Genomic DNA, 19,311 nt, shown 5'->3' with positions numbered 1-19,311 from the left:
GCTTATGTCTCTGTCAGAACCGATTATAAAAAAGTATACGCAAGCTTCTTGTACGTTACAGGTTACCGAGCGCACGCCAGGATCGGATCGGGGCGCTAAATCAATGAATGCACCAATTCAGTTCGAGGTGCGCTTTCATGACTCCCAACTGCCAGAAGCGGAGCAGATTCGCATTCAGGGCGATCGCCACTCTTTAGTAGAATTGCATGAAGTTGTCAAAAACTACGTGCAGAGAGTTCTTGCTTCATCGCCAGAACGATTCAATGCTTTGCTGGTAGAAGATGCTGCCAATACACCCACCCTACCGGCAGAATTAGATTCCTCTAGCACGCCTGCACCAGCTCCAGCAGGAGGAATATACATTCAACCTGGTGAAGGATTATCCCATAATTTGTTTTTAGGAGCTTTAGCAACTCCTAATACGGGGCAATTCATTCCTTTGAGCATGACGCAACTATTCGATCTAGCAAACGCTTTAGATGAATATGCTGCTGACGTTTTAGCTGTCCCAGCCAACTTTAATAGCCCGACTCGTTTTGCTACTACTCCTTCTACAGCTTGGGCGGGGATAGCAGCCGTACTCCTGGTAGGAGTAGGTTTAACCGCAGGACTCGTACATTTGCTCAACCGTTCTGACGAGCCACAAACAGCTAGTCGTCCGCCACAACAGCCTTCTCCCTCGCCTACCCTATCTCCAGAGGCTGTACCGTCTGTGCCACCCACAAGCGATCTTCCATCGCCGACGACAAGCCCAACTTTAGGGAATTTACCAAATACGCCAACCGTGGGGAGTTCACCGACCATTCCCTCACCTCTGTCAGACACTACTCTGCCTACCGCACCAACCACGCCACCCTTTACAACCACTGCCCCACCTGCACCACCTAACGCTGGAGTTAGCCCCTTACCTGGTATTGCTCAAGCACCGTCTGGTTCTACTCAAACACCCAAGCAATCGCCTAACCAACCAGCAGCTAACCAACCAGCTAATAATGCCGCAGTGCAACCAGGTAGCATCGCTACCTTACCAGGAATTACCACTAATAATAATCTTCCCAGTCCTCCTACTCCCGATCGCTCAGCTCAGACTCCTCCCACAATCGATGTTCCTGCCGCACCACCCAGCAATCCAGCTCCGCCGCCATCAGTAGAAGGCTTGACACCCAGAGAAAGGATTAGAGCGGCTTTAGAAGGTAAGCCAGTTGAAGAGCCGCCAGCTAAACCGTCACGACAAGCACCCCAAGCAGCAGCTTTTGCCCCTACGCCGCAAGTTAATGAAGTAAGAGAATACTTCCAACAGCGTTGGCAGCCCCCCTCTGGACTCAGCGAACCGTTAGAATACAGTATTGTTTTAGATGTAGACGGCTCGGTGCAGCGGATCGAACCTTTAGGTAAAGCAGCTAGAAACTACATCGAGAGTTCTGGTTTACCTTTAATCGGCGAACCCTTTGTCTCCGCTAACCCCCAAGGCGAAACACCTAGAGTTAGAGTTATACTCGGTGCTGACGGGAAAGTGCAATCCTTTCTGGAACAAAACTAAATCAACTGTCAGTTATCAGTGTAGAGACGTTCGACAATCCGTCTCTGCATAAATCTAAAAACTAGAAGAAAAAATAAGGAGACTGTGTTTGCAGTCTCCCTAAAAGGCGATCGCCTATTTAGATGATTGAGAATCGATCAATACTTGGCTTTTTTGCGAGTTAACTGTTGTTTGCGACGACGCTTTTGGGCAGCAGCCACAGCGCCATCTACGGGATATCCTACAACTGGGGGAATGACTTGATATTGTCTGTCTTGTTCTAGCCGCTTTAACTCAGTGTAATCGACCCAGTGAATGCAATCTACTGGACAAGTATCGATCGCCTCTTGGATCAGTTCTTCTACGTCACCATCTTGACGGACAACACGAGAGCGACCGTAATCTGGTTCGATATAAAAGGTGTTGCGAGCGACATGAGCGCAGTGTTTGCACCCAATACAAGTGATTTCGTCAACGTACACACCCTTTTGTCGGGTAACACCGCCCAATTCTGGCTCTAGTCCAGAACGATTGGCTGCATCACGCAGATTTCCCCCCAACTCGGGTTCTAGGTGCGATCGCTCCGAGTCAGAATAATTCGATGTGCCAAGATCGTCCATCAGCCACTCCAGCGCTGTACTAACAGTCTGATCGAGCCATCTGAGTTTTTCTGTTGTTCGGTGACTTGAAAACCTTGTCTTGCTGTTTCGTTAACTACGGTGTGGTATGCATAACGCTGCGTCACTTGGCGCAAGAAACCTTCTACTGATAAAGGCTGCTGCCAATATTGCATATCGGCGACGAGTTCGTACTCTTTGCCATTCCAACTAAATCCTACATCGTAACCGTTATCTTGCTCGATTGTCACTTCGGCATTCCGCGTTTGTCCCTGATAGCCTCTAACTTGCCGAGATCCAGATTTCCAATCAACTCCCATATCGGTAAGAGCTGCTTGCAAGGATGTTAAATTGCGGATTTGAGTTTTGATTTGGCTAAAGTGTGACATAGTGTTTTTAGATCGACGTAAATTAACTAGGGTAAATAACTAAATAAAAAAGCTACCATTCGCTAAACGATGCTTGAGCGATTGAGACATCAGCTTGTGTATTAACTTGATTAAAATATTCTGATGTTGGCTGCTGGCTAATTGTTTGCCCTAGTTCTGCTTCCAGCGCTGCCGTAACTTCCGTACAGGAGGAACCGACGATCCCCGTGACTTTTTCCTGTACGCGACCATCGGGATAGATGACAAATTCTAAGGTTTCCATGCTTCTAGCCAACACAACAGGTTTTAAGGTTATCTGACACTTAGATCCAGCTTTTGGGCAGGATAGCTTGCTTTGAGCGACGCGATCCCCTATCTTAATATCCCTACTGCTACATAATGTTTCATCCATCGAATTATATAGATGAAAAAGTTAACAAAATTTAGCAATAGAGTGAACTCGCACAGTAATTATTTGTCAGTTTCGCTTAACTTTCAACAGCAGTCAAGCAGAAAATTAGGGAGCAGGGAGCAGGGAGCAGGGAGCAGTTATTTTTCTCCCTCAGCAACCTTGCGCTCCGCGACTCTCTCTTCTTCCCCTCACTCCGGACTTCGTCCCGCTTCGCTAACGCTCCTCACCCCTAACTCCTCCTACTCATGAGTAACAATCCAATTTGGCATCCTTTCACCCAGATGAAAACGGCTCCTCCTCCTTTGAAAGTCAAAAGGGGAGAGGGGGTGATGTTGGAATTGGAGGATGGAAGGCAGATTCTTGATTGTATTTCCAGTTGGTGGGTGACGATCCACGGGCATAGCCATCCCGTACTAGCTGAGGCTCTTTACCATCAAGCAAAACAACTAGAACAAGTGATTTTTGCTGGGTTTACCCACGAACCAGCGGAAAAATTAGCCACTGGGCTATTGAAACATCTACCTAAGTCTCTGACACGGGTATTTTTCTCCGATAACGGCTCTACAGCGATCGAAGTTGCGCTGAAAATGGCATACCAGTATTGGTTTAACCAAGGGGAAAAACAACGAACTCGATTCATTAGCTTTGAAGGCGGCTATCACGGCGATACTATAGGCGCAATGTCAGTTGGTAGTAGTTCTCCTTGGTGGCAAACTTTCAAAACCCTGATGTTTGCAACAGATGTCGTACCTTTTCCCGCGACATTCGACGAAGATCCAAACGTCGTCATCCGTGAAGCACGGGCTTTAGAGCAACTGGCAGAATTATTGCAAAAAAATCCGCACAGCTATGCAGGCATATTTATCGAGCCATTAGTACAGGGAGCCGCAGGGATGCGCCTGTGTCGTCCCCAATTTCTCCAAGAACTCGCTCAACTCGCCCGCACGCATGGGGTGCTGCTAATCTATGACGAGATCATGACGGGCTTTGGTAGAACGGGAGAATTATTTGCTTGTTTAAAGTCAAGTACTTGTCCCGATATACTTTGCTTATCTAAAGGTTTATCAGGTGGCTGTTTACCTCTATCTGTGACTGTAGCAACAGAGGAGATTTACCAAGCTTTTTACAGTGATGACATCGATCGCACTTTCTTTCACAGTCATTCTTATACAGGAAATCCCTTAGCTTGCGCCACAGGCAACGCCTCGCTGGAATTATTAACTCAAAATCCAGCCGCATTTGCTGGAATGGAAGCCTTACACCGTCGCTATATGGAAACATGGTTGAGCGGGCATCCAAAAATCGAACGTACCCGCATCTGCGGTACAATAGCAGCCCTGGATCTGAAAGCTGAAAGCGAAAGCTACTTAAACGCCACAGGTTCAAAACTGCGATCGCGCTTTCTCGAAGCAGGCTTCCTCTTACGCCCTCTCGGTAATACCATTTACCTCATGCCACCCTACTGCATCACCCCGACTCAACTCGAATCGATTTACGAAGTTATTCGTCGGGTTGTGGATGAGTGAGTCAAAAGTCAAAAGTCAAAAGTCAAAAAATTAGCAACAACCAACAACTACCAACTACCAACTACCAACTACCAACTACCAACTACCAATGTCCCAAACCGTCACATTACCAAATTGGAATCAACTTGCCGATCGCTCTTTAGCAGGAGATATTATCAGCCGTGAGGAAGCTTTAGCCGTACTCAGTGCCCCTAATGAAGTGTTACTCGAACAGCTAGCAGCTGCGTACAAAGTTCGCAAACATTATTGGGGTAATCGCGTTCGACTGCACTTTTTACTCAATGCCCAAAGTGGACTTTGCCCTGAAGATTGTCATTACTGTTCTCAGTCAAAAATCTCGACAGCAGAAATTGAGAAATATCCGTTGATGGTACAAGAAAAAATTTTAGCTGCCGCAGCACGGGCGACTAGTTTAAAAGCAGGTACATTCTGCATGGTACTGTCTGGGCGATCGCCTAATGAAACAACTTTTGCCAAATTTTTAGCAGCCGTGCGAGAAGTCAAGGCAAATTACGATTTAAAAATTTGTGCTTGTTTGGGGTTGTTAAGTGAGGAACAAACGCAGCGTTTAGCAGCAGCCGGAGTCGATAGAGTCAACCACAATCTCAACACAGCAGAGTCGCACCACGAACAAATTTGTACGACTCACACATTTAGCGATCGCGTGGCGACGGTGGAGAATGTTAAAGCTGCTGGAATTACGACTTGTTCGGGCGGAATAATGGGCATGGGCGAGTCAGACGACGATATTATCAATTTAGCTCTGTCACTGCGACAATTAGAAGTAACAAGCGTACCAATTAACTTTTTAATTCCGATTCCAGGTACACCACTCGCAGGATTGCAACAACTCAATCCGCAACGCTGTCTACGGATATTATGTTTATTTCGATTCTTGCTACCATCACAAGAAATTCGGATTGCCGGAGGTAGAGAAGTCCATTTGCGATCGCTCCAACCGTTAGGATTATATCCCGCCAACTCCATCTTCATTGGCGACTACCTCACCACGCCAGGACAAGCAGCACAAATGGATTTAGACATGATTCGCGACGCTGGTTTTGTTTTGGAGGAGTGAGGAGTGAGGAGCGATTATTCTTTGTGTTCTTCTTAGCGTCTTAGCGTCTTTGCGTGACATAAAAATGAATTTACTCAGCGTCGAGATATTACCCATTATCATCCCCAAACCGATAACCTTTCCCATAAACAGTATGAACTAAAATCACTTCTCCTTTAGCTTCAATTTTGCGTCTTAATAACCGAATTAAAGCTGCTAAAACATTACTGCTCGGTTGTTCTTCTTCAGTCCATAAATAATGGTGAATTTGGTCGTGAGTTAATACTTGTCCCGCATGACGCATAAAAAATTCTAAAAGCTTAGTTTCTTTTTCTGACAACTCAATCGTGCGTCCTTGACGATAAGCTAAGCGATTTTCAACATCTAATTCTAAATCTGCAACTTGCAAACGTTGAGTTGCAGCTAGGTTTAAATCTACAGCACCTCGCCGTAACAAAGCGCGGACTCTTGCAAGTAATTCTCGTAATTCAAAAGGCTTAACAATATAATCATCTGCACCCGCATCTAAACCTTGCACGCGATCGTCTATCGTATCTTTAGCAGTCAGGAAGAGAACGGGTGTATTTTTACCACTGCGCCGTAATTGCTGACAAATATCTAACCCCGATTGGTGGGGGAGCATCCAATCGAGGATCAGTAAGTCATAAGTCTTCTGAGTAGCTAAATTGCTACCTTTGTTTCCATCATATGCCACATCAACCTCGTACCCTTCACGGCTGAGGAGGCGGCTAAGAGGATCGGTTAGTTCAACTTCATCGTCAACTAACAAGATTTTCATATCAATCTTGGCTGCACGGATATATTAAGCGATATTTCTATTCTTACACTGGCTACAATCTGGCAGCGTTTTCTGAAGTTTCTCCCCTACTGACTTACGTGTAGCCTGTAACCTAAAGCCGTAGAAATCTCAATTAAGTTCGCGATCGCCCTATTTTCAAGGCATAATAGTTTTTTGTGAGAATGAGGACTTGTCTGCTGTTTCTTCCCCTACTCCCTACTCCCTACTCCCTACTCCCTACTCCCTAGCCATGATTACCGTAGCACTACCCAAAGGCGCACTTTTAAAAGATAGTATCCGTTTGTTGCAATCTGTCGGTTTAGATTTTAGTGCATTTCTTGATTCCAGCAATCGCCAATTACAGATTCAAGACTCGAATAATATTGCCAAAGCTTTATTAGTACGGGCGCAAGATGTACCCGTTTACGTAGAATACGGACAGGCACAATTAGGAATTGTTGGCTACGACGTATTACGCGAGAAAAAACCGAAAGTTGCCAATCTAGCCGATTTAAAATTTGGTTCTTGTCGGCTCTCTGTGGCTGTCAAAGCTTCTAGTCCTTATCGTTCGGCTCTAGAATTACCAGCTCACGGAAGAGTTGCTTCTAAGTTTGTTAATTGCGCCCGCGAGTATTTTGAAAATTTAGATTTACCAGTAGAAATTATTACTTTATACGGTTCTGTAGAATTGGGACCAATTACGGGTATGTCTGAGGCAATTGTTGACTTAGTTTCTACTGGTAGAACGCTACAAGAAAATGGATTAATCGAGATTGAAACATTGTTTGACAGTACAGCAAGATTAATTGCCCATCCTTTAAGTTATCGGCTTAATAGCGATAATTTTTATCAGTATATCGAACAAATTCGCGCTGCAATTATGTCACCTGTTTAGTTGAGTAAAATCTACATTTCAATCCTATGCTTTCAAGCAAAGGTTCCCTGCTCCCTGCTCCCTGCAAGGGCGGGTTTAGCAAATAAATTAACTGCTAGAACCGAAAATTTTTGGTCAAAACCCGCCCCTACGATAACTAATAACTGTTAAGACTGTACCAATCCCCCCTGCTCCTCTGCTCCTCTGCTCCTCTGCTCCCAAGTACCTCGGCGCGTTAAACGGCGTTCCAAAGTAGCGATCGCCCAATCTGCTAAAATTGCTAACACCGCCGCCGGAACTGCTCCTGCCAGAATCAACTGATTGTTGACCATTGCAATTCCCCGAAATACAAACACGCCCAAGCCACCAGCGCCAATTGCTGCTGCGATCGTGGCAACCCCGATAGCAATCACAGTGGCTACCCTTACCCCTGCTAAAATCACCCCTAGCGCCAACGGAACCTCGACTTGCAAGAGTAACTGGCGATCGGTCATGCCCATCCCCTTTCCTGCCTCACGAATTGCCGGATCGACGTTAATAATTCCTGTATAGGTATTGCGAATAATTGGTAGGAGAGAATAGAGGGTTAGAGCAATAATCGCCGTCCGCGCCCCAATTCCGCCAATTAGCGGCACGGAAATTAAAAATCCAAATAGTGCCAAACTAGGAATTGTTTGCAACACGTTGGCAATTCCCAAGATTGGCTGGCGCAGGCTGGGTTTACGAGTGATGCAGATCCCTAGCGGAATACCTACCAAAGTCGCAACACCAATTGAAATTCCTACCAAGAGGATATGGGTAGCAGTTTCCTGTAAAATCTCCGGCGCGTACTTCACCAGAAAAAATTCACTCAAGTTCATTTTCCGTTCTTCTCACCAGAATTATAAATCTGAGCAAACGGTGGTAACCCTTTGATAAAAGCACGCGCCTCTGGCTTGGGAGATTTTAAAAACTCTTCTGGCGTACTTAACACCAGCATCCGTCCTGCTTGCATGAGACCAATTCGAGAAGCCAAAATAAAAGCTTCCTGAATATCATGCGTTACGAAAATTACGGTTTTGCCTAACTGCTGTTGCAAGCGGCGAAACTGCTGTTGGATTTCTAGACGAGTGACTGGATCGAGCGCGCCGAAAGGTTCGTCCATCAATAACACGGGCGGATCGGCAGCTAGCGCCCTAGCGACTCCTACACGCTGTCGTTGTCCTCCAGAAAGTTCGCTGGGATAACGATGAGCGAATTGCTCCGGTTCCAAACCAACTAAGTTTAACAGTTCGTAAACTCGTGCCTTAATTTGTTTGGGTTTCCAACTTTCTAAAGCTGGCACTAAGCCCACATTTCGTTCGATAGTGAAATGCGGAAACAAACCTGTCTCCTGAATCACGTATCCCATCTGACGGCGTAATTTGATTTCATCCCACTTGGTTGTAGGAATGCCTTCAAACAGAATCTCACCGTGAGAAGGGACGAACAGGCGATTGATCAACTTCATAGTTGTAGTTTTGCCACTACCACTACGCCCTAATAGGACTAAGACTTCACCTCGATCGATGGTGAAATTGAGATTTGATACCAGCGCCCGTCCGTTCTGAATGAACGTGACATCGCGAAATTCGATTGCAATTGAATTGTCCTGCGGCATAAACGACTCCCGAAAGGGGTTGCCTCAGGTAACATTATGTGCTGATTTTACCCGCGATCGAAGTAATGGTTGAGCTTTTAGTGTATCAACTTACATGCAAACAAGGGTAGAAGCAAGCTACAACTTATAGCTAGACATCATTGGGATTCAATTTTGCCATTTCCCAAGTCGTGTAAGTGCCAATCGGACTCCAAATTAGATACGGTAGGAGTAAAGCTGCCGCCCAAGGGGAAACGCTGAGGACAGTTAAGGCTAATAATAGACCAGCGATCGCACCCGTACCACCGATAATCGTCCCAATTTTGAGGCTGCGAGTCCTAAACATCACAGGCGTGTAGGAAACGATTAGAATTTCTACCAACAAGTAAAACCCCATCAGCAACCAACTACCCGTATTTTCCCACACGATATAAGCCGACCAAGCACCGCAAATAAATACGACCGTCCAAATGACGGGAATTAACGCTTCAAACGTCAACCAATTGGGGCGGCGCAGGCGCTTAAACCATTTGCGATCGCTTGGTGTAAAGAAATTTGAGCCAAGTGCCACCAACAGCGTCACAGCCCCGATTACCATCCAAGATTTAATCATAATGATTTGTCATTGGTCATTAGTCATTGGTCATTTGTGAGTGATGCGTGGTGCATGGTGCGTGATGAATGGGGTGTAGGGTGTGGGGTGTGGGGTGTAGGGAGGTGTGGGAGGTGTGGGAAGTGTGGGGTGTAGAGAATTTTGAATGCGTGAGTGAATTGTTTTGCTCCCGATCGCTCCCGAGCGGTCCCCCAGCCTCCTCTGCTCCTCTGCTCCTCTGCTCCTCTGCCCCTCTGCCCCCCTGCTCCCTGCTCCGAAGCGCTCCCTGCTCCCTATTCACTAATAACTGTTCACTGCTCTGTAGGATTGAGGCGAATCATTTCCCAGGTTGTAAACGTGCCGATGGGACTCCAAATTGTATAAGGTATGAGCAAAGCTGCTGCCCATCCAGAGATTTGCAAGACAGCTAGTAACAACAATACGCTTAAAAGTACGCCTGAGAAACCAACAAACGTACCGATCGCCAAACTACGTAGTTGTAGCGTCACTGGTAAATAAGCAACGGTAATTAATTCTAAAACTAGGTATAATCCCATTAATAACCAGGTCTTGAGGCTACCTGGTTCTGCTTCCCAAACGATATAAGCTGAAATTGCCCCACAAGTAAAAATCACCATCCATATTACTGGAATTAATGGCTCAAAAGTTAACCAATGTGGGCGTTCCAGTTGAACTGCCCATTTCAAATCGCGAGGCTTAAAGAAAAAGCCACCGAAGGCGACAAGAAACGTTATTCCTCCAATCGCTAGCCAAGACGGAATCATTCTTGTTTATCCTTTCCTCAGTCTTCTATCGCGATTGTGACAGTTTAGGGCAGTATGAGTACTCAGTCATTGGAGAGAAGTCAAAAGTCAAAAGTCAAAAGTCAAAAATTGTAGGGGCGGGTTTTGACCAAAAGTTGAAGGCTAAAGCGCTCGATCTATCTGCTAAACCCGCCCCTACAAAAGTCACAAGTCAAGAGTCTAGATAGCGTTAAAGCAAATGTTGTCAAACGATGGCGGGAAGGCAGAAACGGTTTCCCAGTTTGGAACAGCGCTGAATGCTCGCAGTATTTCACAGCTTGAATGGGTTCCCCACTGATGCGATCGCTTGCTAAAGTCTTTTTAGTTCTTACTCCTGACTTCGCGTACTAAGCTGTATGCATTTAACTTACACCATCAATGCGATCGAAACGCCTGTTTCCACTGTTAATCACAAACATTTCGACTTCTGATTTTTGTACGGGCGGGTTGAGCAAATAGATTCACAACTGCACCAGGAATCTTCAGTCAAAACCCGCCCCTACCATTCCTGACTTCTGACTTACCTAGTTTGTACTCAAATAGGCTTCTAATGCTTCCGAACCGCCAACGAGTCTTCCATCGATAAAGACTTGCGGTACTGTCATTGCTCCCGTCATTGCCCGTAGAGAACGGGTTGTCGCATCTTGTCCTAAAACAATTTCTTCGTATTCAATGCCGCGTTCTTGCAACATTTCCTTGGCACGGGCGCAGAACGAACAACCGACTTTGGCAAACAAAGAGACGCACTTCGGTTTTGCTGCTTCTGGGTTGATGTAATTAAGCATGGTTTCGGCATCGGATACTTTAAAGGGATCTCCTGGTTCCTCTGGCTCGATAAACATCTTTTCTACTACACCATCTTTTACTAGCATGGAATAGCGCCAAGAACGCTTGCCAAAACCCAAATCCGATTTGTCTACTAACATTCCCATTCCGTCAGTAAACTCGCCGTTGCCATCGGGAAGAAAAGTTACCTTGTCTGCACCTTGGTCTTTTGCCCATTCGCTCATGACAAAGGCATCATTGACAGAAACGCAAACAATTTCATCAACACCGTTCTCTTTAAAAGCTGGTGCTAAATCGTTGTAGCCTGGAACGTGGGTTGACGAGCAAGTTGGCGTATACGCCCCTGGTAACGAGAAAACTACAACTGTCTTACCATTAAATATCTCGTCAGTAGACATATCTAACCAGCCATTATTCTGGCGAGTCCGAAATTTAACGCTGGGTACTTTTTGTCCTTCACGGTTAGACAGCACGGTATCTCCTTTACTTCACAAATCAACATACAAACAAAGCGTACTCGTTATGAGTTTATCTGTCAACTCTTTCGATCGCGTTGCTATACTACTACACGTGGATACTGCAACTTATCCTGAAGCTTGGGAAACTAGCAGACGAAGACAAAAATATGCCAGAAAATGCTTGGAATACATCCCTCTACGAGAGTAAACATGGGTTTGTGTGGCAGTACGGCGAATCGCTGCTAGAGTTACTGTCACCACAGCCAGGAGAAAGAATTTTAGATCTCGGTTGCGGCACGGGACAATTAACAGAAAAAATTGCGATCGCGTAGGTGAGCAATGCCCGCCCTACTGTTTAATTCTGGGTAGATATAACATAATTAATGACTATAGGCGTAAGCTTATCTATTACATCTGAAATTATTTCACGATCTGCCTTCGTCCAAACTCTCGGTTGACCGAATATACAGGGTTGTAAAATACCCCATAGTCGATCTTCGTAACATATGTGAGCGTGAATTAAGGCTCGGTGTCCGAAAGTTTTATGCTCGAAATCTTTATTGACCACTTTTGGATCTGCTATCTCTACATCTTCCACAAAAATTGATGGTTCGGCACGTAAAGCGGCTGCAAATAGAGGATCTTCGTTTGCTAAGTTGGCGGGTTCTGCTTTCCAATCTGAATCTGTTACATCAGGATATTCAGGACTGCGACACCAACAATTCACAACTTTACCAATATTAGTTTGAGGATGACGTAAATAGAGAAAACAGCGATCGCATTGTAATAGATCTCCTAATGCTGGTAGTAAAGCTGAAAAAATTGCTTCTGGCTGATTATGTTCGGATAGAATATTACTTAGAATGGCTAAATGTTTCATATGAAAAATCAATATGTAGTTAGTATGTAAATTATTACCTTATGTTTGAAACGTTTGACAACAATCTTAGGATATAGGCGCACAAATTTAATGCACGAGCTGTAAGGATGCATAGCCGTGTCCCTACTACAAATGCGCATCTCTACAAATATGCTTTGCTAAAAAATTTTCGATCTAAGTCTTTTGATAGGGTTTATCTGGCGATCGCTCTGTCTAAGCTGATACGTAGATACGTTGAGGAAAAGATTATGCCTAGCGGTCATGCAAATCATAAAGGCACGAGCGATAAACCCAATACAAATGCAGCGGGTCAAATGGATATTGCTGCCGATAAATCAACTGACCCCACAGAAGATGTCTTGCCAGAAGGAGCTACAACCAATACAACTAGAACCGATGAATTTGTAGACTATCCTCCTGCATATCAGCGTCCAGAAGAATCAGAATCTAGTCAGGATAAATAAGTGAATTTATGGCGATTGCAAATTGTTAGTTTGATAGGGTGCGATCGCCTCTTCAAATTCTTCTAAAGCTTGTACGCTTCCTACCTGCCAAGCACGTTCTACTGTAGTAAAAATAATTTGATTTAAAGGTAGTTGAGGAAAAGTCGGGCTAGCATTAGACTCGATATATTCACCATTGCTAAGGAGATAAATTTTTAACCTACCACTGTCATAAACCCAAATTTCAGGAAAGCCAATATCTTTATATGCATCTAACATTGTTTTAGAAGTTACTTCTATTTCGATTGCCAAATCTGGAGGAGGATCGCCAGGTTGTAATCTACGACGACCAACCATACGTTGATAGTTTTGAATATAGAAACAAGCATCGGGTTCAACCCCTGCTATACCCTCTTGTGTAAAAGTAGTTGAACCAAAAGGTTCGTATCTTCTACCCGTTCTTTTCAACAAGATTTTAATCGTATCTGAAATTATATCTTTTGGTCGTTCGCGTTCGGGTAAGGGAACCATTATTTCTAAAGTATTCTGACTGTAGGCTATTCTTGCAGCTCGATGTTCGCCTAATTCGTGCAAGATTAACTCAAATTCTTGCCAACTAACGTTGGGAATAGTCACTACACTACCAGGAGCCAGCTGCATTTGGCTAACAGGTTTGACGACAGAACTTGTGGTAGTCATAGGGAGATTGACAATATATCGACTCAGAGCGGGTTTATCTTCTAGCTTCGTAGCGAACCCGCTCCTACAGTGTATGCGATCGCTAAATTGAAATTGCTCTACACTTTAAACTTCTCGACAATCCGTTTCATTGCCTCTTCAACATTTTCGCGACTGTTGAATGCAGAGATACGGAAGTAGCCTTCACCAGCCGCACCAAATCCAGAACCAGGCGTTCCCACCACATTACAAACTTGCAGCAATTTATCGAAGAAATCCCAACTGGATAAACCGTGCGGGGTTTTTACCCAAACATAAGGTGCATTCACGCCGCCATATACTTCTAAACCCGCAGCCATCAGTTGAGTGCGAATAATTTTGGCATTTTCTAAATAGAAATTGACAAGAGCGTTAATTTGGGATTTACCCGCTTCCGAATAAACAGCCTCAGCACCGCGCTGCACGATGTAAGATACGCCATTAAATTTGGTAGATTGACGACGATTCCACAATTTCCATAATTCTACATCCGAACCATCAGCAGCTTTTGCCTTGAGGGTTTTGGGTACGACAGTTAAAGCGCAGCGCGTACCTGTAAAGCCAGCATTTTTAGAAAAAGAACGAAATTCAATCGCGCAATCTCTAGCCCCTTCAATTTCATAAATAGAATGGGGTAGATCTGGATCTGTGATGTAAGCTTCGTAGGCAGCATCGAAGAAAATTATGGAATTGTTAGCTTTGGCGTAGTTTACCCACGCTTGGAGATGTTCCTGCGTTGCTGTCGCACCTGTAGGGTTGTTAGGGAAACACAAATAAATCAAATCGACTTTTTGAGTCGGAATTTCGGCAGTAAAGTTGTTTTCTGCCGTTACGGGAAGATAGACTAAACCGCCATACTCGCCTTTCTCGTTTGCCTCTCCCGTATGTCCAGCCATCACATTCGTATCGACATACACGGGATATACAGGATCGGTAACGGCAATCGTGTTATCTTTGCCAAAAATATCGAGAATATTGCCCGTATCGCACTTAGAACCATCAGAAATAAAAATTTCTGAAGCGTCAATATCGCATCCTCGCGATTGAAAATCGTGGCTAGCAATCTTCTCCCGTAACCAAGCATAACCTTGTTCGGGACCGTAGCCTTTAAAAGTAGCGCGATCGCCCATTTCTTCCACAGCGTGAATCATCGCCGTGCGACAGGCTTCTGGTAATGGTTCGGTGACATCGCCAATTCCCAACCGGATAATTTTCGCCTCGGGATTCGCCTCAGCAAATGCATTCACCCGCCGCGCAATTTCAGGAAACAGGTAGCCTGCTTTGAGTTTCAGGTAGTTATCGTTAATCTTTGCCACGATCGATCTCCATGTGTGCCGTAAATAATTTTAAGGGTCATTTGTCATTAGTCATTTGTCATTTGTGAGTGGCTAGTGACTGTATTCTTTTCTAACCACCAGCCACTAGTCACCAGTCACTAATAACTAAGACGACACAGCCGAATGCGATCGAGAATTTGTGCGCCTTGTTTTTGGTAAAATTCGATGCCGCGATTGTTGTTGGCGTTCACTGTCCATTCTATGCGTCCGCAATCGTTCTCGCTGGCGAGGGTTGATAAGTAGTTGAGTAATGCGGTTCCGACTCCTTGTCCGCGCATATGTGGCTGTACAAATAAATCGTCGAGCCAGATACTCGGTTTACCGAGAAAACTGGAGTAGGTGTAGAAAAATAAGGCAAATGCGATCGCGCAGTTATCGACTTCTGCTAATAATACTCTCGCTAATGGCGATCGCCCAAATAATGTTTTCTCTAGCTGCTGGGGAGTTGCTTGCAGTTCGTCTAGATATCCATCAAATGCTGCTTTTTGACGGATAAACGAAAATATTTGCTCTAAATCCTCAACTGTTGCTAGGCGAATTTGAATATTGATATTACTCATCTGATGCATCCATTGCTTACTTACCAGTACTGTAGAAAAGGTTATTTGAGATGTCCAATATATATTTGATGCAACATTTATACTCAGAAAATATAATTGTTTGGTCGGGAGTCGGGAGACAAGAGAGACAAGGGAGACAAGAGAGACAAGGAAGACAAGGGAGAGTAATAACAAATGACCAATGACCAATGACCAATGACCATCATGGAACTTCGTCACTTGCGCTATTTCGTGGCGGTTGCAGAGGAATTAAATTTCAGTCGCGCCGCCGAACGCCTTCACATTGCTCAACCACCGTTAAGTCAGCAAATTCGCGATTTAGAGGCTGAAATTGGAGTCAGATTGTTCGATCGCACTAAACGACGTGTAGAATTGACTGCTGCGGGTCGAGTATTTTTAGAAAAAGTACGACAGTCACTTGGGCAAATCGAGCAAGCTGTGGAAGCAGCACAACGAGCGAGTCGCGGCGAAATTGGACGTTTGAGCTTGGGGTTTAATAGTTCGGCGACATATAGCGTTTTACCCACCTTATTAAAAGCCTTTCGAGAACGATGTCCAGAGGTAGTATTGGATTTACATGAATTGACAACGCTGCAACAAATCTTGCAGTTACAACAACAGCAAATTGATGCGGGGATTCTTTACTTACCAATTGATTTAGAAGAGATAGAGTTAGAAATAGTTTCTGTGTTAAAAGAAGGCATGGCAATCGCAATCCCAGAAACTCATCCTCTCGCTACATCCACTCAAATATCAATCCGAGCCTTGAGTCAAGAATTATTCATTTTGCCACCCGCGCGTTTAGGTAGTGGACTTTACAATCAAATTAGGCAATTTTTTCAACAAACAGAGTTTAGTCCAATAGCAGTGCAAGAAGCAATACAACTACAAACTAGCATTAGTTTAGTAGCAGGTGGTGTAGGAGTGGCGCTAGTACCGACTTCTCTACAAAATTTACAGCGAGCCGGGGTGATATATCGATCGCTTATAGAACCAACCCCTGAAATTGAAATTGCTGTAGCATGGCGAAAGGACGAGCGATCGCCTATTTTGCAGAACTTTATTGAATCTGTAAAAAATAATAATGATAGAAACTATTTCTGAAACAATCGCAAAATTAGTTATGTAGCACACAGCAATTGCTTTAGCTTTGACATTATAAATTTATCTTTCCGTAATTGCTGCCCACCAAAGAAATATTTAATCATTTTTAATAGCGGTCGAACAAGGACTCAATATAGAATATAGGTTTGAATCTTATGGCAATGTAAATCATTCATAAACAACAGACAATGGGTGAGCAATGCCCACCCTACATTTAAATTTCATACTAATTGATTTATCAACATTTTCCTGTAGAGACGTTACATGTAACGTCTCTACAGGAAACAAAAATAAATCTCAACTAAAGCTAAAATGACTGATTTTTGACTTTTGTACGGGCGGATTTAAATCGGAAATTACCGAGCGTCCGTGTGTACATTAAGAAATAAACCCGCCCCTACTTAACTTTTGACTTTTCAAAGGTGAGCAGCAGTGAGTCAACAATATACCCAGCCAACGATCGCCGAACGCGCTCATGACATTCTCCGCTCCGAGCAGTCGAGCAATCCCCTCAACTCTATTTTTACTCCCCAGAACGTCGCTGTAATTGGAGCTAGCGAAAAACAAGGTAGCGTCGGGCGTACCCTGCTATGGAATCTCATCAGCAATCCATTTGGTGGAACTGTATTTCCCGTCAATCCTAAACGTCCTAGCGTATTGGGAATTAAAGCTTATCCCACCATTCAAGATGTCCCCGCGCCAGTCGATCTCGCAGTCATAGCAATTCCTGCACCTGCCGTACCAGGGGCGATCGCAGAGTGTGTTGCCGCAGGAGTTAAAGGTGCGATTATTATTTCTGCTGGATTTAAAGAAGCTGGAGTGGCTGGGATCGAGTTAGAACGGCAAGTGCTGGAACAAGCACGTCGAGGCAATCTGCGAATTGTCGGACCTAACTGCCTGGGAGTAATGAGTCCGCATACAGGGTTAAATGCTACGTTTGCTAGCGCGATCGCCCGACCTGGTAATGTTGGTTTCATTAGCCAAAGTGGAGCGCTCTGCACGGCAATCCTCGATTGGAGCAAGCAAGAAAATGTCGGTTTTAGCGCCTTTGTATCCATCGGTTCCATGCTTGATGTTAATTGGGGCGATCTCATCTATTATCTCGGTGACGATCCTCATACCAAAAGTATCGTCATTTACATGGAGTCTATTGGTAATGCGCGATCGTTCCTTTCGGCAGCTAGGGAAGTCGCACTGACGAAACCAATTATCGTCCTCAAAGCAGGTCGGACGGAGGCAGCAGCAAAAGCGGCGGCTTCCCATACAGGAGCGCTAGCTGGTAGCGATGTCGTATTAGATGCAGCTTTCCGGCGTTCCGGCGTATTGCAAGTCAACCGGATCTCTGACTTATTTGATATGGCGGAGGTGTTAGCAAAACAACCCCGTCCTAAAGGTCGGCGCTTAACGATTCTTACCAATGCTGGTGGACCTGGGGTACTGACTACCGATGCCTTAATTGCTATGGGGGGAGAACTGTCAGAATTAACCGAGGAGACTCACATCGAATTGAATCGATTCCTACCTACCCACTGGAGCCGCAGCAACCCAATTGACATTCTAGGAGATGCCGAACCCCAGCGTTACACTCAAGCCTTAGAGGTCGCAGCAAAAGACCCAAATAGCGATGGTTTGTTGGTAATTTTGACCCCACAAGCCATGACTGACCCTACCAAGACGGCAGAAGCATTGAAACCCTATGCTAATGTGACGGGTAAACCCATTCTGGCGAGTTGGATGGGCGGTGCAGATGTCATCGACGGGGACAAGATCCTCAATAATGCTGGTATCCCCACTTATCAATATCCAGATACAGCCGCTCGCGTATTCAGCCTGATGTGGCGTTATAGCTACAATTTGCGTGGTATCTACGAAACTCCTGCTTTACCAGTAAATTTAGCAGATAGCAACAGCTGTTCCCTGGTGACACAAATTATTGATACAGCACGACAGCAGGGACGCACGATCTTGACGGAGGTTGAATCTAAGCAAGTGCTAGCTGCTTACGGTATTCCCGTCGTTCCGACTTACATTGCCAGAAGTGAAGCAGAAGCAGTTGAATATAGCGATCGCATTGGATATCCTGTCGTCCTGAAACTCTTTTCCGAAACCATTACCCACAAAACCGATGTCGGCGGCGTGCAGTTAAATTTACCCGATGCCGATGCCGTGCGTTCTGCTTACCACAAAATTGAAACTTCTGTCAACCAACACGTCCAAAATAATCCTCCCCACGCACCACTCACCACGCACCACGCACCACCATTCTTAGGCGTTACCGTTCAACCAATGCTGAAATTGGATGGTTACGAATTGATTATTGGCAGCAGTCTCGATCCACAATTCGGTTCTACGCTGCTATTTGGCTTAGGGGGACAGTTAGTGGAGGTATTTAAAGATCGAGCGATCGCCCTACCTCCCTTAAATACGACTCTGGCACGCCGAATGATGGAACAAACCCAAATTTACAAAGCATTGCAAGGAGTCAGAGGTAGAAAAAGCATCGATCTAGAAGCACTAGAACAACTTTTGGTATTATTCAGTCAACTCGTAGTCGAACAGCGGTGGATTAAGGAAATTGATATCAATCCGTTGCTGGCTCGTCCTGATTCTCTCCTTGCACTGGATGCGCGGATCGTTTTGCATTCACCGGAAACACCAGAAGACCAATTACCGAAACTGGCGATTCGTCCTTATCCCCAGCAGTACGTGAGTCAATGGACGATGAGAGATGGCACGATCGTTACTATTCGCCCGATTCGTCCCGAAGACGAACCTTTAATGGTGCAGTTTCATCAAACTCTATCGGAGGAAAGTGTCTATTTTCGTTATTTTCATTTGATT

The 19,311-nt window shown here is 45.0% G+C and carries 23 protein-coding genes and 1 pseudogene; 10 read left to right on the top strand and 14 right to left on the bottom strand.

What is annotated here, in order from left to right:
• Positions 1-1,540, top strand: a 1,540-nt coding sequence (locus ACRC32_RS26150) for a DUF4335 domain-containing protein (protein WP_438556712.1), incomplete at its 5' end; no start/stop codon positions are given.
• Between the two features lie 137 nt (positions 1,541-1,677).
• Here the strand turns inward: ACRC32_RS26150 and ACRC32_RS26145 are convergent.
• The 3 genes from ACRC32_RS26145 to ACRC32_RS26135 are packed head-to-tail and all read right to left on the bottom strand — an operon-like array spanning position 1,678 to position 2,787.
• A complete protein-coding gene (locus ACRC32_RS26145; protein WP_192161139.1) occupies positions 1,678-2,139 on the bottom strand; it encodes a ferredoxin in 462 nt (153 codons plus the stop codon).
• Positions 2,139-2,525 carry a DUF1257 domain-containing protein gene (locus ACRC32_RS26140; RefSeq protein WP_015154470.1) on the bottom strand — a complete coding sequence of 129 codons (387 nt, stop codon included), beginning with the start codon at positions 2,523-2,525 and terminating at the stop codon, positions 2,139-2,141. Before ACRC32_RS26140 ends, ACRC32_RS26145 begins: the two co-directional genes overlap by 1 nt.
• 52 nt (positions 2,526-2,577) lie before the next feature.
• On the bottom strand, positions 2,578-2,787 hold the full coding sequence (locus ACRC32_RS26135) for a DUF2997 domain-containing protein (RefSeq protein WP_039716585.1): 210 nt from the start codon (positions 2,785-2,787) through the stop codon (positions 2,578-2,580).
• A gap of 192 nt (positions 2,788-2,979) precedes the next feature.
• On the opposite strand from ACRC32_RS26135, the gene ACRC32_RS26130 reads away from it, so the two are divergent.
• From ACRC32_RS26130 to bioB, 4 genes are read left to right on the top strand one after another with little or no spacing between them, the layout of a single operon-like run.
• Positions 2,980-3,165: a hypothetical protein gene (locus tag ACRC32_RS26130; protein ID WP_438556711.1), complete on the top strand. Its 186-nt coding sequence runs from the start codon at positions 2,980-2,982 to the stop codon at positions 3,163-3,165.
• A complete protein-coding gene (gene bioA / locus ACRC32_RS26125; protein ID WP_438556710.1) occupies positions 3,162-4,442 on the top strand; it encodes an adenosylmethionine--8-amino-7-oxononanoate transaminase in 1,281 nt (426 codons plus the stop codon). Before ACRC32_RS26130 ends, bioA begins: the two co-directional genes overlap by 4 nt.
• Positions 4,439-4,585, top strand: a complete 147-nt coding sequence (locus ACRC32_RS26120) for a hypothetical protein (RefSeq protein ID WP_438556709.1) — start codon at positions 4,439-4,441, stop codon at positions 4,583-4,585. The genes bioA and ACRC32_RS26120 overlap by 4 nt, the downstream gene beginning before the upstream one ends.
• Positions 4,531-5,520 (top strand): biotin synthase BioB, encoded by a 990-nt coding sequence (gene bioB, locus ACRC32_RS26115; protein ID WP_438556708.1) that lies wholly within the window; start codon positions 4,531-4,533, stop codon positions 5,518-5,520. The genes ACRC32_RS26120 and bioB overlap by 55 nt, the downstream gene beginning before the upstream one ends.
• A gap of 88 nt (positions 5,521-5,608) precedes the next feature.
• Here bioB and rppA read toward each other — a convergent pair whose 3' ends face one another.
• On the bottom strand, positions 5,609-6,298 hold the full coding sequence (gene rppA, locus ACRC32_RS26110) for a two-component system response regulator RppA (protein WP_438556707.1): 690 nt from the start codon (positions 6,296-6,298) through the stop codon (positions 5,609-5,611).
• 250 nt (positions 6,299-6,548) lie between these two features.
• Between rppA and hisG the strand changes: the two genes are divergently transcribed.
• A complete protein-coding gene (gene hisG, locus ACRC32_RS26105; RefSeq protein ID WP_438556713.1) occupies positions 6,549-7,193 on the top strand; it encodes an ATP phosphoribosyltransferase in 645 nt (214 codons plus the stop codon).
• A gap of 146 nt (positions 7,194-7,339) precedes the next feature.
• Here hisG and ACRC32_RS26100 read toward each other — a convergent pair whose 3' ends face one another.
• From ACRC32_RS26100 to ACRC32_RS26075, 6 genes are all read right to left on the bottom strand, one after another.
• Positions 7,340-8,032 carry an ABC transporter permease gene (locus tag ACRC32_RS26100; RefSeq protein WP_317106169.1) on the bottom strand — a complete coding sequence of 231 codons (693 nt, stop codon included), beginning with the start codon at positions 8,030-8,032 and terminating at the stop codon, positions 7,340-7,342.
• Complete coding sequence (locus tag ACRC32_RS26095) at positions 8,029-8,811, bottom strand: ATP-binding cassette domain-containing protein (protein WP_438556706.1); 783 nt, start codon at positions 8,809-8,811, stop codon at positions 8,029-8,031. Before ACRC32_RS26095 ends, ACRC32_RS26100 begins: the two co-directional genes overlap by 4 nt.
• A gap of 130 nt (positions 8,812-8,941) precedes the next feature.
• On the bottom strand, positions 8,942-9,403 hold the full coding sequence (locus tag ACRC32_RS26090) for a TspO/MBR family protein (protein ID WP_438556705.1): 462 nt from the start codon (positions 9,401-9,403) through the stop codon (positions 8,942-8,944).
• Between the two features lie 19 nt (positions 9,404-9,422).
• Positions 9,423-9,683: a hypothetical protein gene (locus ACRC32_RS26085; protein WP_438556704.1), complete on the bottom strand. Its 261-nt coding sequence runs from the start codon at positions 9,681-9,683 to the stop codon at positions 9,423-9,425.
• Positions 9,684-9,693: 10 nt separating this feature from the next.
• Positions 9,694-10,167, bottom strand: a complete 474-nt coding sequence (locus tag ACRC32_RS26080; RefSeq protein ID WP_106545708.1) for a TspO/MBR family protein — start codon at positions 10,165-10,167, stop codon at positions 9,694-9,696.
• A 542-nt stretch (positions 10,168-10,709) separates the two neighbouring features.
• Positions 10,710-11,444, bottom strand: coding sequence for a glutathione peroxidase (locus ACRC32_RS26075; protein WP_438556703.1), 735 nt, complete (start codon positions 11,442-11,444; stop codon positions 10,710-10,712).
• Between the two features lie 152 nt (positions 11,445-11,596).
• On the opposite strand from ACRC32_RS26075, the pseudogene ACRC32_RS26070 reads away from it, so the two are divergent.
• Positions 11,597-11,752 (top strand): annotated as a pseudogene (locus tag ACRC32_RS26070) (class I SAM-dependent methyltransferase); the annotation flags it as partial.
• 32 nt (positions 11,753-11,784) lie between these two features.
• On the opposite strand, the gene ACRC32_RS26065 reads toward ACRC32_RS26070, so the two are convergent.
• Entirely contained in the window at positions 11,785-12,309 is a 525-nt protein-coding gene (locus ACRC32_RS26065; protein ID WP_438556702.1) for a GAF domain-containing protein, read from the bottom strand.
• A gap of 248 nt (positions 12,310-12,557) precedes the next feature.
• Between ACRC32_RS26065 and ACRC32_RS26060 the strand changes: the two genes are divergently transcribed.
• Positions 12,558-12,773, top strand: a complete 216-nt coding sequence (locus tag ACRC32_RS26060) for a hypothetical protein (RefSeq protein ID WP_438556701.1) — start codon at positions 12,558-12,560, stop codon at positions 12,771-12,773.
• Positions 12,774-12,779: 6 nt separating this feature from the next.
• Here the strand turns inward: ACRC32_RS26060 and ACRC32_RS26055 are convergent, their stop codons facing one another.
• The 3 genes from ACRC32_RS26055 to ACRC32_RS26045 form a co-directional block, all read right to left on the bottom strand.
• On the bottom strand, positions 12,780-13,451 hold the full coding sequence (locus ACRC32_RS26055; protein WP_438556700.1) for a Uma2 family endonuclease: 672 nt from the start codon (positions 13,449-13,451) through the stop codon (positions 12,780-12,782).
• Positions 13,452-13,549: 98 nt separating this feature from the next.
• Positions 13,550-14,785, bottom strand: a complete 1,236-nt coding sequence (locus ACRC32_RS26050; protein WP_438556699.1) for an LL-diaminopimelate aminotransferase — start codon at positions 14,783-14,785, stop codon at positions 13,550-13,552.
• A 119-nt stretch (positions 14,786-14,904) separates the two neighbouring features.
• The gene (locus ACRC32_RS26045) at positions 14,905-15,366 is read right to left on the bottom strand and encodes a GNAT family N-acetyltransferase (protein ID WP_438556698.1); all 462 of its coding nucleotides are present in this window, start codon (positions 15,364-15,366) and stop codon (positions 14,905-14,907) included.
• Between the two features lie 195 nt (positions 15,367-15,561).
• On the opposite strand from ACRC32_RS26045, the gene ACRC32_RS26040 reads away from it, so the two are divergent.
• Together ACRC32_RS26040 and ACRC32_RS26035 are read left to right on the top strand one after the other, a co-directional pair.
• Complete coding sequence (locus ACRC32_RS26040; RefSeq protein ID WP_438556697.1) at positions 15,562-16,470, top strand: LysR substrate-binding domain-containing protein; 909 nt, start codon at positions 15,562-15,564, stop codon at positions 16,468-16,470.
• Between the two features lie 432 nt (positions 16,471-16,902).
• Positions 16,903-19,311, top strand: a 2,409-nt coding sequence (locus ACRC32_RS26035; RefSeq protein WP_438556696.1) for an acetate--CoA ligase family protein, incomplete at its 3' end; no start/stop codon positions are given.

The sequence above is a fragment of the Chroococcidiopsis sp. genome, from assembly GCF_051657925.1.
GTDB lineage: Bacteria > Cyanobacteriota > Cyanobacteriia > Cyanobacteriales > Chroococcidiopsidaceae > Chroococcidiopsis.
This window is presented reverse-complemented; position numbering and strand designations above follow the sequence as displayed.

What these genes read in the sequence shown, in the direction of transcription:
- ACRC32_RS26040 (WP_438556697.1), top strand. Translation starts at nt 15,562, where the DNA reads ATGACCATCATGGAACTTCGTCACTTGCGCTATTTCGTGGCGGTTGCA.
- bioA (WP_438556710.1), top strand. Translation starts at nt 3,162, where the DNA reads ATGAGTAACAATCCAATTTGGCATCCTTTCACCCAGATGAAAACGGCT.
- ACRC32_RS26135 (WP_039716585.1), bottom strand. Translation starts at nt 2,787, where the DNA reads ATGGAAACCTTAGAATTTGTCATCTATCCCGATGGTCGCGTACAGGAA.
- ACRC32_RS26145 (WP_192161139.1), bottom strand. Translation starts at nt 2,139, where the DNA reads ATGGACGATCTTGGCACATCGAATTATTCTGACTCGGAGCGATCGCAC.
- hisG (WP_438556713.1), top strand. Translation starts at nt 6,549, where the DNA reads ATGATTACCGTAGCACTACCCAAAGGCGCACTTTTAAAAGATAGTATC.
- ACRC32_RS26065 (WP_438556702.1), bottom strand. Translation starts at nt 12,309, where the DNA reads ATGAAACATTTAGCCATTCTAAGTAATATTCTATCCGAACATAATCAG.
- ACRC32_RS26060 (WP_438556701.1), top strand. Translation starts at nt 12,558, where the DNA reads ATGCCTAGCGGTCATGCAAATCATAAAGGCACGAGCGATAAACCCAAT.
- rppA (WP_438556707.1), bottom strand. Translation starts at nt 6,298, where the DNA reads ATGAAAATCTTGTTAGTTGACGATGAAGTTGAACTAACCGATCCTCTT.
- ACRC32_RS26045 (WP_438556698.1), bottom strand. Translation starts at nt 15,366, where the DNA reads ATGAGTAATATCAATATTCAAATTCGCCTAGCAACAGTTGAGGATTTA.
- ACRC32_RS26090 (WP_438556705.1), bottom strand. Translation starts at nt 9,403, where the DNA reads ATGATTAAATCTTGGATGGTAATCGGGGCTGTGACGCTGTTGGTGGCA.
- ACRC32_RS26055 (WP_438556700.1), bottom strand. Translation starts at nt 13,451, where the DNA reads ATGACTACCACAAGTTCTGTCGTCAAACCTGTTAGCCAAATGCAGCTG.
- ACRC32_RS26140 (WP_015154470.1), bottom strand. Translation starts at nt 2,525, where the DNA reads ATGTCACACTTTAGCCAAATCAAAACTCAAATCCGCAATTTAACATCC.
- ACRC32_RS26095 (WP_438556706.1), bottom strand. Translation starts at nt 8,811, where the DNA reads ATGCCGCAGGACAATTCAATTGCAATCGAATTTCGCGATGTCACGTTC.
- ACRC32_RS26080 (WP_106545708.1), bottom strand. Translation starts at nt 10,167, where the DNA reads ATGATTCCGTCTTGGCTAGCGATTGGAGGAATAACGTTTCTTGTCGCC.
- bioB (WP_438556708.1), top strand. Translation starts at nt 4,531, where the DNA reads ATGTCCCAAACCGTCACATTACCAAATTGGAATCAACTTGCCGATCGC.
- ACRC32_RS26100 (WP_317106169.1), bottom strand. Translation starts at nt 8,032, where the DNA reads ATGAACTTGAGTGAATTTTTTCTGGTGAAGTACGCGCCGGAGATTTTA.